Origin of the sequence: Sporosarcina sp. FSL K6-6792, assembly GCF_038004885.1 — a bacterium.
GTDB classification, from domain to species: Bacteria; Bacillota; Bacilli; order Bacillales_A; family Planococcaceae; genus Sporosarcina; species Sporosarcina psychrophila.
The window spans coordinates 2,485,336-2,500,000 of the sequence record NZ_JBBOSA010000001.1; the positions used below are offsets into that span (position 1 = coordinate 2,485,336).

The 14,665-nt window shown below is 41.8% G+C and carries 12 protein-coding genes, 2 tRNA genes and 3 rRNA genes (1 of these 17 cut by a window edge); 3 read left to right on the forward strand and 14 right to left on the reverse strand.

Going from position 1 to position 14,665, the window contains the following annotated elements:
• The first annotated feature begins 850 nt into the window (after window positions 1-850).
• Window positions 851-2,347 carry a hypothetical protein gene (locus tag MKZ26_RS12060; protein WP_340766347.1) on the forward strand — a complete coding sequence of 499 codons (1,497 nt, stop codon included), beginning with the start codon at window positions 851-853 and terminating at the stop codon, window positions 2,345-2,347.
• 362 nt (window positions 2,348-2,709) lie between these two features.
• Here MKZ26_RS12060 and groL read toward each other — a convergent pair whose 3' ends face one another.
• Window positions 2,710-4,344 (reverse strand): chaperonin GroEL, encoded by a 1,635-nt coding sequence (gene groL, locus MKZ26_RS12065; protein WP_340766348.1) that lies wholly within the window; start codon window positions 4,342-4,344, stop codon window positions 2,710-2,712.
• A 56-nt stretch (window positions 4,345-4,400) separates the two neighbouring features.
• Window positions 4,401-4,685, reverse strand: coding sequence for a co-chaperone GroES (gene groES, locus MKZ26_RS12070; protein ID WP_067205358.1), 285 nt, complete (start codon window positions 4,683-4,685; stop codon window positions 4,401-4,403).
• A gap of 185 nt (window positions 4,686-4,870) precedes the next feature.
• On the opposite strand from groES, the gene MKZ26_RS12075 reads away from it, so the two are divergent.
• Window positions 4,871-5,608 carry a CPBP family intramembrane glutamic endopeptidase gene (locus MKZ26_RS12075; RefSeq protein ID WP_340766349.1) on the forward strand — a complete coding sequence of 246 codons (738 nt, stop codon included), beginning with the start codon at window positions 4,871-4,873 and terminating at the stop codon, window positions 5,606-5,608.
• A gap of 43 nt (window positions 5,609-5,651) precedes the next feature.
• On the opposite strand, the gene tatC is transcribed toward MKZ26_RS12075, so the two are convergent.
• From tatC to MKZ26_RS12090, 3 genes are all read right to left on the reverse strand, one after another.
• Window positions 5,652-6,452 carry a twin-arginine translocase subunit TatC gene (tatC, locus tag MKZ26_RS12080; protein ID WP_067205355.1) on the reverse strand — a complete coding sequence of 267 codons (801 nt, stop codon included), beginning with the start codon at window positions 6,450-6,452 and terminating at the stop codon, window positions 5,652-5,654.
• A 17-nt stretch (window positions 6,453-6,469) separates the two neighbouring features.
• Complete coding sequence (locus tag MKZ26_RS12085; protein ID WP_067205353.1) at window positions 6,470-6,655, reverse strand: twin-arginine translocase TatA/TatE family subunit; 186 nt, start codon at window positions 6,653-6,655, stop codon at window positions 6,470-6,472.
• Window positions 6,656-6,747: 92 nt separating this feature from the next.
• Window positions 6,748-7,398, reverse strand: a complete 651-nt coding sequence (locus MKZ26_RS12090; RefSeq protein WP_340766350.1) for a redox-sensing transcriptional repressor Rex — start codon at window positions 7,396-7,398, stop codon at window positions 6,748-6,750.
• A gap of 123 nt (window positions 7,399-7,521) precedes the next feature.
• Here MKZ26_RS12090 and MKZ26_RS12095 point away from each other — a divergent pair, with 123 nt between their 5' ends.
• Complete coding sequence (locus MKZ26_RS12095) at window positions 7,522-9,450, forward strand: ABC-F family ATP-binding cassette domain-containing protein (RefSeq protein ID WP_067213814.1); 1,929 nt, start codon at window positions 7,522-7,524, stop codon at window positions 9,448-9,450.
• A 376-nt stretch (window positions 9,451-9,826) separates the two neighbouring features.
• On the opposite strand, the gene tsaD is transcribed toward MKZ26_RS12095, so the two are convergent.
• The 9 genes from tsaD to MKZ26_RS12140 form a co-directional block, all read right to left on the reverse strand.
• Window positions 9,827-10,849 carry a tRNA (adenosine(37)-N6)-threonylcarbamoyltransferase complex transferase subunit TsaD gene (gene tsaD / locus MKZ26_RS12100; protein WP_340766351.1) on the reverse strand — a complete coding sequence of 341 codons (1,023 nt, stop codon included), beginning with the start codon at window positions 10,847-10,849 and terminating at the stop codon, window positions 9,827-9,829.
• Window positions 10,846-11,304 (reverse strand): ribosomal protein S18-alanine N-acetyltransferase, encoded by a 459-nt coding sequence (rimI, locus tag MKZ26_RS12105; protein WP_340766352.1) that lies wholly within the window; start codon window positions 11,302-11,304, stop codon window positions 10,846-10,848. Before rimI ends, tsaD begins: the two co-directional genes overlap by 4 nt.
• Window positions 11,291-12,001: a tRNA (adenosine(37)-N6)-threonylcarbamoyltransferase complex dimerization subunit type 1 TsaB gene (gene tsaB / locus MKZ26_RS12110; protein ID WP_340766353.1), complete on the reverse strand. Its 711-nt coding sequence runs from the start codon at window positions 11,999-12,001 to the stop codon at window positions 11,291-11,293. Before tsaB ends, rimI begins: the two co-directional genes overlap by 14 nt.
• The gene (tsaE, locus tag MKZ26_RS12115; protein ID WP_067205339.1) at window positions 11,998-12,450 is read right to left on the reverse strand and encodes a tRNA (adenosine(37)-N6)-threonylcarbamoyltransferase complex ATPase subunit type 1 TsaE; all 453 of its coding nucleotides are present in this window, start codon (window positions 12,448-12,450) and stop codon (window positions 11,998-12,000) included. The genes tsaB and tsaE overlap by 4 nt, the downstream gene beginning before the upstream one ends.
• 287 nt (window positions 12,451-12,737) lie before the next feature.
• Window positions 12,738-12,813 (reverse strand) — tRNA-Asp (locus tag MKZ26_RS12120).
• A 67-nt stretch (window positions 12,814-12,880) separates the two neighbouring features.
• Window positions 12,881-12,996, reverse strand: a 5S ribosomal RNA gene (gene rrf, locus MKZ26_RS12125).
• Window positions 12,997-13,297: 301 nt separating this feature from the next.
• Window positions 13,298-13,373 (reverse strand) — tRNA-Asp (locus tag MKZ26_RS12130).
• Window positions 13,374-13,441: 68 nt separating this feature from the next.
• Window positions 13,442-13,557 (reverse strand): 5S ribosomal RNA (gene rrf / locus MKZ26_RS12135).
• 81 nt (window positions 13,558-13,638) lie between these two features.
• Window positions 13,639-14,665: ribosomal RNA gene (locus MKZ26_RS12140) — 23S ribosomal RNA — on the reverse strand; it runs 1,905 nt beyond the window's last position.

Below are 14,665 nucleotides of genomic sequence, written 5' to 3' on the forward strand. Positions count from 1 at the left end.
TCAAGCTCTTTATTGACCTATATAAACTCTTTAAGATTAATTTCTATTTTCCTTTCATGAAAAAAAGCATTCTTACCTTAACTTAAGGTAAGAATGCTTTTCAATTTTATATGTGTTCGCAATATGGTCAAAGATGAAAGTTAGACCTTCAATGCATTGATTTCGAAAGGGTGTGATTCCCTTCTTATATCTTGACGCCCATATCAGTCATTCCGTCGCCAATTGGGTTCGCGTCAAATGAATCTGCAATAACAGCTTCAGTTGTCAGTATCATTTCCGCAAGAGATACTGTGTTTTGTAGAGTTTAGCTTGTCTCAGAACCGTTCATGCTTAGTTTTTTATAGGTAGTCCATTTCTCGCTATTTCTGAATGTAATATTAAAATTGAATAACGTTAGATCGTTTAGACCATTCACTATCTATGTCATAAAAGTAATGCAATACGTTTGCATAGCACTGTAACGATGCTTTTATAAAAGGTGGAAATTGGATTTACTAGGCATATCTATTAGAATAGACCCCCCTTTTTAGTCTTTGGCTAATCAAGTGGCAGGACTCTTGGAGTGTTTTTCATTTATGACAAGGGTTAATATTTCCATGGAAAATTGTTACTTGACCGTTATACTCTTGTTATTTTCTTTTGTTATTGTAGTTAATAAGCAGAAGGGGCACTGCTAAATTTATTCATTTGAAAAACTTCATAACGGATATTTTAAAAACTGACCCTAATTTTAGGCTCTGGCTTGTGAAGGAGGTAGATGTACATAACGGCTTAATAGAATGAGTGTTATTTCAATTTCTTATTTAGTAGTCGAGATTAAAAAATTCAATTAAAGGGAGTTTGATGATTCTTGGTTAAAGAAACTAATCAAAAAGGGAAAAGCACGAACAAGAAGATTTTGCCGTTTGTAATGTCAACCTCAATGATAACAGCTGCTATTTTCGGAGCAGGTGGCTCGGCTTTAGGAGCTGAAAATGGTGAGGAAACAGCGTTTAAAAATCACGGTGCAGAGGTTTCATCTTTTGCATCAAGCATTCCGAGTTCACCTGAAAAAGGAAAAATAATGCGTACAATTGCAAATCAAAACTTGCAGGAAATCGCACCGAATGAAGATGATGATTCGGATAATCTTACAGATGAAGACGAAGCATCAGATGTACCTGTTGATGAAGATGAAGCAACAGATGCACCTGTGATTGAAGAGAATGCAACGGATGTACCTGTTGTTGAAGAGGTTGCAACGGATGCACCTGTAATTGAAGACGATGCAACTGATCTACCTGTTGTTGAAGAGGATGTAACGGATGTACCTGTTGTTGAAGACGATGCAGCGGATGCACCTGTAATTGAAGACGAAGTAACTGATCTACCTGTCGTTGAAGACGATGCAGCGGATGCACCTGTAATTGAAGACGAAGTAACTGATCTACCTATTGTTGAAGAGGATGCAGCGGATGCACCTGTAATTGAAGACGATGCAACTGATCTACCTGTTGTTGAAGAGGATGCAGCGGATGCACCTGTAATTGAAGACGAAGTAACTGATCTACCTATTGTTGAAGAGGATGCACCTGTAATTGAAGACGAAGCAACGGATGCACCTGTTGTTGAAGACGATGCAACTGATCTACCTATTGTTGAAGAGGATGCAACGGACGTACCTGTAATTGAAGACGATGCAACTGATCTACCTGTTGTTGAAGAGGAAACTGTAGTTGAAGAGGAACCTTCAGAGGTGTCTACTGATGAAGATGAGTCAACAAATGAAACTGATGAAAAAGAAAAGCCAGCTGACGATAATATCAATGAAGATACTATGTCACCTGACCAATCTACTGATAGTACTATCATAACAGAAGAGCAAATAAATGAATATAGATCAGTCATACAAAATTATGGAAGTTTAATTGATTACTACGATTTCCTAATCCAAGAACATCTTGGTATGATCTTACCAGATGAAGATGGCAATGTAGCGGAAGATGTAGTAGAAACACCTGTTGATGGTGACGCTGCTGCGGAAGAACCTGCTGAAGATGTAGCAGAAGCACCTGTTGATAGTGATGATACTGCGGAAGAAATTGCTGAAGATGTAGCAGAAGCACCTGTTGATGGTGACAATACTGCGGAAGAAATTGCGGAGGATGTAGCAGAAGCACCTGTTGATGGTGATGCTGCTGCGGAAGAACCCGCTGAAGATGTAGCAGAAACACCTGTTGATAGTGATGATACTGCGAAAGACCCTGCTAAAAAAGCTGTTCAATCAACGGTTTGGGACAACTTAGTCGGTTACTATCAACAAGTTGTTACAGCTTACAATTCTTTATTTAACTCACTTAAAAAATAAAATGATAATTAAAATTATATAAACAATTTATTTAGCGGGAAGTGATATCATTCCGCGCCTGAACCGTATGATTTACGGTTGATCACATTGAGAATTTAATGATGACAAAACTTTGTGCCCTTGGAAACTCTATTAAGAGTTTTCAAGGGCTTTATGTAGTATAGCTTAGTTATAATTTTCTCACTACCACCAATAAAACTAGTAGCGCTGTAGCAAATTGAATGGAATTCTATAGTTCAATCTAGATAAACTAATTTTAAAAGCATAAAAAATAACCACCTCTCCAATTTTCTGAGAAGTGGTTATTCCTATACTAATTAATTATGAACTAGACAGCTTCACAAAATAGCTTGTGAAGAGAATTACATCATGCCGCCCATACCGCCCATGTCAGGCATTCCGCCACCCATTGCGCCTGCTGGTTCAGGTAGGTCCGCAACTACTGCTTCAGTAGTCAAGAACATAGCTGCAACAGATGCTGCGTTTTGGAGTGCATAACGTGTAACCTTAGTCGGATCAACGATTCCAGCTTCCATCATGTTTACCCATGTACCTTCTGCTGCGTTGAAGCCAATTCCTACTTCTTCGCGTTTCAGACGGTCTACAACGATTGATCCTTCAAGACCTGCGTTGTTAGCGATTTGACGTACAGGCTCTTCAAGCGCACGAAGTACAATTTTAATACCTGTAGCTACATCGCCTTCAGTAGAATCTAGTAATGCTGCTACTTTGCTATAGACGTTTACAAGAGCAGTACCACCACCAGAAACGATACCTTCTTCAACAGCTGCACGCGTTGAGTTCAATGCGTCTTCGATGCGAAGTTTACGTTCTTTAAGTTCAGTTTCAGTAGCTGCTCCGACTTTGATAACTGCAACGCCGCCTGCAAGTTTAGCAAGACGCTCCTGCAATTTCTCTTTATCGAATTCAGAAGTTGATTCTTCAAGTTGAACACGGATTTGGTTAACGCGTGCCTGAATGAGTTCTGAATTGCCGCTGCCTTCAACGATTGTCGTATTGTCTTTTGTAACAACAACTTTCACTGCATGACCAAGTTGTGAAATATCAGCTGATTTAAGATCAAGACCTAGGTCTTCAGTGATTACTTCCCCACCAGTCAATGTCGCAATGTCTTCAAGCATCGCTTTACGGCGATCTCCGAAGCCTGGCGCCTTAACAGCAACAGCATTGAATGTACCACGTAGTTTGTTCACAACAAGTGTTGCAAGCGCTTCGCCTTCAACGTCTTCTGCAATCATAAGAAGTGGCTTACCTTGTTGAACTACTTGCTCAAGAACAGGAAGAATTTCTTGGATATTCGTAATCTTTTTATCTGTGATCAAGATATACGGATTGTCCAAAACTGCTTCCATTTTGTCTGTATCTGTTGCCATGTAAGCAGAAGCATAGCCGCGGTCAAATTGCATTCCTTCAACAACATCTAGTTCAGTCGTGAAGCCTTTTGACTCTTCGATCGTAATGACACCGTCGTTGCCAACGCGCTCCATTGCTTCAGCAATGAGTTTCCCAACTTCTTCGTCTCCAGAAGAAATAGATGCAACTTGTGCAATTTCTTCTTTTCCTTCGATTTCATTGGAGATTTCTTGAAGGCCTTCAACAGCAGCTATAACCGCTTTTTCGATTCCTTTACGGATTCCGACAGGGTTAGCACCTGCAGTAACGTTTTTGAGTCCTTCACGGATCATTGCTTGCGCTAGAACTGTTGCAGTTGTTGTACCGTCACCAGCGATTTCGTTCGTTTTAGACGCTACTTCAGCCACAAGTTTTGCACCCATGTTTTCGAACGCATCTTCAAGTTCGATTTCACGTGCAATTGTAACACCGTCATTTGTAATAAGCGGTGAACCAAATTTTTTCTCAAGAACGACGTTACGTCCTTTAGGTCCAAGCGTTACTTTTACAGCGTTTGCCAATGTATCGACCCCACGTAGCATTGCGCTTCGTGCGTCTTCGTTGAATTTAATTTGTTTAGCCATTTATAAGTACCCTCCTGATTTTTCGTGTATTTTTAAACGAGCTGTGCATCAGTCTATTAGCCAATAATCGCTAAGATGTCACTTTCACGCAAGATCAGATATTCATTACCTTCATGTTTGATTTCAGTGCCTGCATATTTTGAGAAGAGGATTCGATCTCCTTCTTTAACTTCCAATTCGATACGTTGTCCGTTTTCAAGAACGCGTCCAGTACCTGTAGCAAAAACTTTACCTTCTTGCGGTTTTTCTTTTGCAGAGTCCGGTATCACAATACCGCTTGACGTTTTTTCTTCTGCCTCGATTAGCTCGATAACAATACGGTCACCTAATGGTTTCAACAATTGAAACAACCTCCTCAGATAATATCTCCCTTTTAGCACTCGATAGACATGAGTGCTAATACATTTCTAATCATAATGAACATTTGCATATATTGCAAGTGAAATACTCCGAACATTTTCTCTTTGCTTATCTCGTCCTAAACAGCTAAAATTGACCTCAACCACAGTTGAAAGGGTGGCGTTACTTGAAGAATTGGAAAATCTCTCTCGCTTTATTAATCACTTACATCCTGATGCATGTAAGCAGCATCTTTTTATCAGAGGGCTTATTCTTATACTTTCCTTGGGATGAGCAATTCACTAAACAGGATATGGCATATCGGGCAAGTTCTTGGACTCTTTTCATCGTTAACTTAATTGCAGCTATCATCTTCCTGGTATTAATCGTACCGAAGAAAAACTTCTTTCAAGTTTTCAAAGGGAAAAAATCTTCCATTGGCAATTCGGTTCTTTGGGGATTCATTGGCTTCTTTCTAGCATTGGGAGGACAAATGCTGGCTGGTGCTATCGAGGTTGCAATTGGAATAGAACCAGGATCTGATAACACTGCAATCCTTTCCGACATCGCGAAAGTGTCACCAATCATCATCCTATCAATCGTTCTATTCGCACCATTCCTGGAAGAAATCATTTTCAGAAGGGTTGTTTTTGGAGGGGTTTATCAAAAAACGAATTTCTGGATTGCAGCCATTGTCAGTGCTTTAGTGTTTGCTGCTGTTCATAATGAATTCGAACACCTTCTAATCTATATGATGCCTGCTTTCGTCTTCTCTTACTTGTATTACCGGACGAAACGCATACTGACACCAATGATTGCCCATTTACTAATGAATGGATTTGTCGTTGTCCTCAATTTAAACATTGAGAAGATACAACAATGGCAAGAGGATTTGAAACAAGCCATAATCTTCTTTACGCACTAAAAAAGTCTTCCACATCCCTACTTAGGGTTGTGGAAGACTTTTTTCATTTCTGCTGTCGCTCATTAACTTCATCAATCTGACGTTGTTGTTCAGCTTTCGCCTCTTCGAATTGTCGCTGCTGTTCAGCCTTCAAGTATTTTCTGTGACCAAAACGTGAAATGAAAATACTAATTTCATAAAGCGCAAACAATGGAACTGTAACGAACATATGAGACAACAAGTCAGGTGGTGTAATGAATGCCGCAATTACAAATAGAACAAAGTATGCATATTTCCGTATCTTCACAAGTGTCGTCGGATCCAAAATACCAAGTCTTGTTAAAAATAACAAGACCACCGGTAGCTGAAAAACAATACCGAATGGAATTAACAGTTGGAAAAGGAACGTGAAATACTCATTAATGCCGATTGTCTGGGTTATATCGAGCTCCGTGGATAAATTCATCATGAATTTCATCACATAAGGTAGCAGGACGAAATACGAAAACGCAATACCACCAACAAACAAGAAAAATGTAAACGGAATATAATTCAATGTTGCGCGCCGCTCAGTTTCATGCAATCCGGGTGAGATAAAGGACCATAATTGGTACATAAGCACAGGTGAAATGACGATGAATGCGATAAAGACAATCACTTTCACGTAAATCATAATCGGGTCAAGTACATTGAACGCATTTAAGGCAATATTATGTGCTTCTCCATCATTTTGCAGGAACTGAATAAGTGGTTTTGCTACAAAAAAAGCTCCCACTACGGCTACAACAAAGAAAACGACGATAACCATCAGCCGTTTTCTAATTTCATCTATATGCTCAATGACTGTTAAGTTTTTTTCTATCATCGGACAGACATCCTAACTTACTTCAGTTCTTCTTTCTTGTCTTCAACTTTTTTTACATCGTCGTCTTCTACAAGACCTTTTGTCGCATGTTTGAATTCACGCAATGACGAACCGAAGGCTTTCCCGATTTCAGGCAGTTTCTTGGGACCGAATACGAGCAAAGCAATAACAGCAATGATAATCAGACTTCCTGGACCTGGCATCTCGGACACCTCCTTCTTAAAACTAGGATTGAACTCAATCCTTCTTGTGTCTATTTTACACGAATGGTGACTGAAATACTATTTACAAAGCATTACATATGTGAATCTTTTACGTCGTTTTTAATAAAGTAAATAAGTGTTTGTAACTCGACAGACAAATCGATTGTATGAACCCGTAACGAGTCGGGGACCGTCAGCCGAACCGGAGTAAAGTTAAGAATTCCTTTCACACCGATAGTAGCAAGCTTATCAGTCACTTCTTGGGCTACACGTGAAGGCACAGAAAGAATGACAAGCTCGATTCCTAATTCCTTGATTTTATCCTCAATCGTATCAGGATGAAAAACTGGAATTCCACTCATTTCTATCCCTTCATGCGTACCTTTCGGATCGAATGCAATGATGATTCGTGTATTGTGATTTTTATGGAAATTATATTTCAAAAAAGCGTTCCCTAAACTACCAACGCCAATGAGCGCTACATCTGTTACTTCATCTTGATCCAGTGCCTGACGAAAAAAGTCGACAAGATAATGTACATCATACCCGTACCCTTTACGGCCAAGTGCGCCGAAATGTGAAAAATCACGTCGAATGGTGGCAGCATCAATTTTCATAGCTTCGCTTAATTCACTGGATGATACTCGTTTCTTCCCTGAATTCGCGAAATTTTGAAGGAACCTATAATATAAAGGCAAACGTTTGGACGTCGCCTGTGGAATTTTGATTGTTTCCCCTATCATGTTAACCCTCCTGAGTGTATCTAAAGGCGATTCTATCGTACAGTAGATAATGAATGTTGTAAAGTCGACCGTTGCACGCTTGACGCCATTCATTTAAACTGAAGAGGAATAGAGGTGCTTTATTTGATTGTATTACAAGTGAACGGACTAACAAAATCATTTTCAGGAACAGATATATTAGAAAACGTAAAGCTCGAAGTTCAACATCGCGACCGCGTCGCACTTGTCGGCCGCAATGGGGCTGGAAAATCGACATTACTTAAAATAATCGCTGGTGAAATGAGCGCTGATTCGGGTGATTTAATCGTCCCTAAAGATATCCGGATTGGGTATCTTGAACAGCATTCAGGTATCGACTCTGTATTGACGGTTTGGGAAGAGATGATGACTGTATTCGAACCACTCCATAGCATTGAAAGGCGGCTTCGATCGCTTGAAGGGCTTATGGCAGATTCCTCTGTCTACGACAACCCGAGCGACTATGAACGCGTCATCAAAGAGTACGATGCTCTACAAATCGAATTCAAAGATTCCGGTGGCTATCAATATGAATCTGATACTCGTTCGGTGCTTCATGGGATGCGTTTTTATCCTGAGGATTATAGCAAAAATGTCAATCTTCTTTCCGGTGGCCAGAAGACACGATTGGCACTTGCTAAAATGCTGCTTAGTAAACCGGACCTCCTCATCCTTGATGAACCGACAAACCATTTGGATATCGAAACGCTCGGCTGGTTAGAGAAATACCTAGTGTCTTATGAAGGCGCAATCTTAATCGTCTCCCATGACCGCTACTTCTTAGATGAAATCGTGACAATCGTCTACGAAGTATCGAGAAAAAAAGTAGCGAAGTATACAGGAAACTATAGTGCGTATCTTGACGAAAAAGCGAAAAACTATGAACGTGATCAAAAACTTTACGTCAAGGAAATGGGTGAGAAGGCCAAACTTGAGGATTTCGTTCAGCGCAATATTGCGCGAGCATCGACATCAAAAATGGCGAAAAGTCGCCGCAAAACGCTCGAAAAAACTGACTGGATGGGCTCTCCTGATGGCAATGAGAAATCCGCAAACTTTACCTTCTCAATTGATCGTCCCAGCGGAAATGATGTACTAGCACTGGAAGATGTAGCAGTCGGTTATGACAGTATACCGGTTTCAACTGGTATCGGCTTGCGTGCCTACAAACAAGACCGCATTGCACTTATCGGACCTAACGGGGTCGGGAAATCAACAATTTTGAAGACCATCGTCAAGTTCCAAGAACCACTAGCAGGCAAAATTCGTTATGGTACAAATGTTCAATTTGGCTATTACGACCAAGAACAAGCGACACTTATCGGAACTGGAACCGTTCTTCAGGAACTTTGGGATGATTGGCCGATGATGAATGAAAAAGATGTTCGCTCAGTACTTGGACGTTTTTTATTTACCGGTGAAGATGTTGAGAAGCCTGTCACTTCCCTATCAGGTGGAGAAAAAGCTCGATTATCACTTGCTAAATTAATGTTACAAAAGTCAAACACGCTTATCCTCGACGAGCCAACGAACCATCTTGACTTGGATAGCAAGGAAATTCTTGAAAATGCATTAGATGACTTCCCGGGCACCCTCATCTTCGTGTCGCATGATCGGTACTTTATCAACCGCATCGCAACAAAAGTAATCGACATTAGCGCAACAGGTACAACCGAATACCTCGGTGATTATGATTATTTCATTGAGAAAAAACTGGAACAGGAAGAGTTGCTTGCCGACTCAAATGCCGCTAAAGCAGCTGCAACTCCTGTCATTGAAAGAAAAAATGATGATGATAAAGAACTAAAAAGGCAGGAAAGAAGGCTGACTAGAGCTATTGACGAAGTCGAATCACAACTTTCTGTTCTTGAAGATGAAATAGTAGCACTTCAAGATGAACTTTCCACTCCTGAATTTGCAGACGATCATGTGAAATTAATGGAGTTACAGGCACAGATTGATGCACTTCAGGCACAGCATGACAGCAAATCAGAAAATTGGCTTGGACTTCAAGAAGAACTAGAGGAATTATAAAATGAGCGTGAACGTCATGTTAAACCAGAACCAATGGTTTATCGTGACGTTTTGTCATTTCTTGCTGTCGTAACCTATCAAATAAAAGTACGAAACGATATTCTCTTAAAAAGAGTTTCCACAGTTTTATCCACACATAGAATGTAGTTATACTTGTAATCCACTGTTATTATCCACACTATCCACAAAAAATGTATTTCTTATACACATAGTTATCCTCCAACCACTGTTACTAAATGTGCATATACAATTGTTATGCACAACTTATCCACAATTGTGTATAAGTACGAATGTTCCCTATTGACATCTTCAAAAAAATCGGGATAAAAAAACACGAAAGTTGTCACAATATGACGACTTTCGTGTTTTTACTTATTTATTGTTTCCATGAAACAAGGGACATGCCAGGCTTACCATTCATAGCAAGATTTCCGCGTATTCCGTCTATAAACATAGCCGATCCCGCTGCAGCAATCATTGCCGCATTATCTGTACATAGTATGATTGGTGGAACGTAAAAAGGTATCTCTTCTTTCTTAAATGTTTCTTCAAGAGAAGAACGTAACCCTTTATTCGCTGCTACCCCGCCAGCCGCAATTACCTGTTTCACCCCGAACTCTTTCGCTGCCCTTAACGCTTTAGTAGTCAGCACTTCAACGACACTCGCCTGAAAACCAGCCGCGACATGAGAAGGGTTTACAGCCTCACCACGTTGCGCAAGATTATGCTTATAGTTAATCACTGATGATTTAAGACCACTAAAGCTAAAGTCATAAGAACCCGGCTCTAGCCAAGCTCTCGGGAATTCAACTTGTCCATCACTTTCAGCTGCCAACTTATCGATTTGAGGACCACCCGGGTAAGGGAGGCCCAGTACACGAGCTACTTTATCATAGGCTTCACCAGCAGCGTCATCACGTGTTTCTCCAACCAGTTTAAACGAACCATGCTCCTCCATTATTACCAGCTCTGTATGGCCCCCTGAGACGATGAGTGCAAGAAGCGGGAACTCCATGGGTTGCATTAGTTGGTTAGCATATATATGTCCCGCAATATGATGAACGCCAATAATCGGTAGACCATTGGCAAAGGCAAATGCTTTTGCAGCATTAACCCCAATCAACAAGGCCCCAACTAAACCAGGTCCTTCTGTCACAGCAACGGCGTCAAGATCCGCAGGTTCTAGTTCAGCAATCGCAAGTGCTTCTTCAATTACTAGTGTAATTTGTTCAACATGGTGTCTCGATGCAATTTCCGGTACTACTCCGCCAAATCGTTTTTGGCTAGTAATTTGAGATGCTACGACATTCGATATAATTTCCGTTCCATTTTTCACGATGGATGCAGCTGTTTCATCACAGCTCGTTTCAATTCCTAATATATAGATATCTTTTGTCATTTGAATTCCACCCACATGACGAGCGCATCTTCATGGTCGTCCGTATAATAGTTTTTCCTAATTCCGCCGTCCTGGAACCCAAGCTTACGGTAAAGGTTTTGAGCCGTAGTATTGGTCATCCGCACTTCCAGTGTCATTAACCGGACTTTTTTTTCTATACAAAGTGTAATCGCTTCTTTCATCAGAGCTTCGCCGATGCCATTACCCCTTAAATGCTTCCGTACTGCAACATTCGTAATATGACACTCATCCAGTACGATCCACATTCCGCAATGCCCAATCACTTCTTCTTCAAAGACTGCAACAACGTAATGCGCATAGTCATTTCCAGTCATTTCGTGCTCAAAAACTTCTGCAGTCCATGGTGTCGCAAATGCTTCCTTTTCGATTTCAACAACAGAAGGAATATCTTCTATTCCCATCTCTCTATAACTAATCTCTTTATCCACGATCATTGTCCTTCCCCTGCTCTTTTAACCAATTTGCCTCAGCTTCAGCAATACGTCGATATTCCGGAACAAATGCATGTATATCCGTTTCTGCTTCTGATTGCAAGGCAATATAAATAAGTGAAGAGGCTCGTGGTAGATTAAACTGAAGAGGCGCTAGAACTGCACGTTGTCCAAGCTGCTCAATAAGTTTTTGCTCATGCATTGCTATATCTTTTCCAACGAATAAAATAGGACTACTATGCTGCTCAAGCAAGTGTACCAACTCTTCCAAAGAGTAATGGCCATCCTCAATAACTTCAGTAAGCTTTCCTGCATCAAATTGATAAACGCCAGCATAGACATTGCCCCGTCTTGCATCGACAATTGGACAAACCAAACCATTGAAGAACAATGCATTTGCCGCTAGTGCTTTTAATGTGGATACGCCAACAAGAGGTTTACCAAGCGTCCATGCAAGTGTCTTCGCTATCGTCACTCCGATTCGCGCCCCTGTATAAGAGCCTGGCCCTTCTGAGACTGCAATTGCATCAATATTCGCCGGTACTAACCCTGCTTGTTCCAACAGCTCCTCAATTGCTGGCATAGCACGTAGCGAGTGGTTAATAGCCATCGCTGAAGTTCCTTCTATTAATAGTTCGCCATCTTTCACAAGTGCAACTGAAATAGGCGTGTTAGCCGTATCTATACCTAGCCAGATCATAAGAAAATCCCCTCGCAAATCTTTTCATATCTTTCACCTATTGGCGTGAATATAATCATCCGGTTATCTCCGCCACCGTGAACTAGCTGAATTTCCAAACGTTCTGCCGGCAAATCATCTTTAATAAGATGCGCCCACTCGATAACAGATATTGCATCTCCATAAAATAGTTCATCCCAGCCAAGATCCTCATCGCTGCCAGCTAAGCGATAGACATCGAGATGATTGAGTGGGTAATTACCTTCGTACTGTTTGATGATTGTGAATGTCGGACTGTTAACCGTGCGTGTAACGCCCAGTCCTTTTGCAAGCGCCTTTGTAAATGTCGTTTTACCTGCACCTAAATCGCCTTCAAGCGTAAGTACATCCGGTGGTGTAAGGAGTGCTGCAAGTTTCGTTGCAATTAGCTCTGTCTCCTCGACAGAATTTACTTCTATTTTCTGAGTCATAGATTATTTCCTTTCTGCTTCTTTGTTATAGTGTACCGAAAACATGTTATATCAGAAAGCATCTACCCTTATAGATGTGTTTTCGTAGGAAATGATGTTTATTTCTCGTAGAATGTTGTTTACTTTACTGAAAACGTTGTCTTCTTTTACGATAACATTGTTTAGTTTCTCAAGAGTGTTGCTTACTGCTTTTTTAAAAAGCATATTAGTTAAACCTTAGAATTCTATATACAAAAAAACCAATCCCGGAATTAATCCCTAGAATCGGTTCTGAATTTAAAATTTAATGGCGGTCCCGACCGGGATCGAACCGGCGATCTCCTGCGTGACAGGCAGGCATGTTAACCGCTACACCACGGGACCTAAATATGTAGTAATTTCCGACTTTTTAATTAACTTCATCACATTTATGTCGAAAGTAAATATGTGAGACCGGCGACGTCCTACTCTTGCAGGGGGAAACCCCCAACTACCATCGGCGCTGAAGAGCTTAACTTCCGTGTTCGGGATGGGAACGGGTGTGACCTCTTCGCAATCGTCACCAGACCTACATCATCTTTTCTCAAAGACAATACTTAGTATAGCACGTCTTATAATAATTACAAGAACTATTTTTATGAACGGGTCTAATTCGTTCATAAATGAATGAAATAAGCATCATTATTGATGAACTAGGACGATAAAACTCTTTTCAAATACCGTTAAGTCCCCTATTTATTAGAATCTACTTCCTTACTATAGCGTACCTAGATTGAATTGGCTTAAAGTTCATTTATCTTTTATTTCGCAATACAAAAAATCGACTCCGGAATTAATCCCTGGAATCGGTTCTGAATTTAAAATATAATGGCGGTCCCGACCGGGATCGAACCGGCGATCTCCTGCGTGACAGGCAGGCATGTTAACCGCTACACCACGGGACCTTAACATGTAATAACTTTCGACTTTTCAATTAACTTCACCACATTTATGTCGAAGTATAAATGTGTGAGACCGGCGACGTCCTACTCTCGCAGGGGGAAACCCCCAACTACCATCGGCGCTGAAGAGCTTAACTTCCGTGTTCGGGATGGGAACGGGTGTGACCTCTTCGCAATCGTCACCAGACTCTTTGAGCTTGTTCGCTCAAAACTGAATAAAACAGACATTGTGCTACACAGAATCAGGGTAATCAAGCCCTTTTCAAAATTGGTTAAGTCCTCGATCGATTAGTATCCGTCAGCTCCACACGTCGCCGTGCTTCCACCCCAGACCTATCAACCTCATCTTCTTTGAGGGATCTTACTTACTTGCGTAATGGGAAATCTCATCTCGAGGGGGGCTTCATGCTTAGATGCTTTCAGCATTTATCCCGTCCATACATAGCTACCCAGCGATGCCTTTGGCAAGACAACTGGTACACCAGAGGTATGTCCATCCCGGTCCTCTCGTACTAAGGACAGCTCCTCTCAAATTTCCTGCGCCCGCGACGGATAGGGACCGAACTGTCTCACGACGTTCTGAACCCAGCTCGCGTACCGCTTTAATGGGCGAACAGCCCAACCCTTGGGACCGACTACAGCCCCAGGATGCGATGAGCCGACATCGAGGTGCCAAACCTCCCCGTCGATGTGGACTCTTGGGGGAGATAAGCCTGTTATCCCCGGGGTAGCTTTTATCCGTTGAGCGATGGCCCTTCCATGCGGAACCACCGGATCACTAAGCCCGTCTTTCGACCCTGCTCGACTTGTAGGTCTCGCAGTCAAGCTCCCTTATGCCTTTGCACTCTACGAATGATGTCCAACCATTCTGAGGGAACCTTTGGGCGCCTCCGTTACTCTTTAGGAGGCGACCGCCCCAGTCAAACTGCCCGCCTGACACTGTCTCCTGCCCCGATAAGGGGCATGGGTTAGAAGTCCAATACAGCCAGGGTAGTATCCCACCAACGCCTCATCCGAAGCTAGCGCTCCGGAATCCAAGGCTCCTACCTATCCTGTACAGGCTGCACCGGAATTCAATATCAGGTTACAGTAAAGCTCCACGGGGTCTTTCCGTCCTGTCGCGGGTAACCTGCATCTTCACAGGTATTATAATTTCACCGAGTCTCTCGTTGAGACAGTGCCCAGATCGTTACGCCTTTCGTGCGGGTCGGAACTTACCCGACAAGGAATTTCGCTACCTTAGGACCGTTATAGTTACGGCCGCCGTTTACTGGGGCTTCAATTCGAAGCTTCGC

What these genes read in the sequence shown, in the direction of transcription:
- groL (WP_340766348.1), bottom strand. Translation starts at nt 4,344, where the DNA reads ATGGCTAAACAAATTAAATTCAACGAAGACGCACGAAGCGCAATGCTA.
- tatC (WP_067205355.1), bottom strand. Translation starts at nt 6,452, where the DNA reads ATGATAGAAAAAAACTTAACAGTCATTGAGCATATAGATGAAATTAGA.
- MKZ26_RS12085 (WP_067205353.1), bottom strand. Translation starts at nt 6,655, where the DNA reads ATGCCAGGTCCAGGAAGTCTGATTATCATTGCTGTTATTGCTTTGCTC.
- MKZ26_RS12090 (WP_340766350.1), bottom strand. Translation starts at nt 7,398, where the DNA reads ATGATAGGGGAAACAATCAAAATTCCACAGGCGACGTCCAAACGTTTG.
- tsaD (WP_340766351.1), bottom strand. Translation starts at nt 10,849, where the DNA reads ATGACAAAAGATATCTATATATTAGGAATTGAAACGAGCTGTGATGAA.
- rimI (WP_340766352.1), bottom strand. Translation starts at nt 11,304, where the DNA reads ATGATCGTGGATAAAGAGATTAGTTATAGAGAGATGGGAATAGAAGAT.
- tsaB (WP_340766353.1), bottom strand. Translation starts at nt 12,001, where the DNA reads ATGATCTGGCTAGGTATAGATACGGCTAACACGCCTATTTCAGTTGCA.
- tsaE (WP_067205339.1), bottom strand. Translation starts at nt 12,450, where the DNA reads ATGACTCAGAAAATAGAAGTAAATTCTGTCGAGGAGACAGAGCTAATT.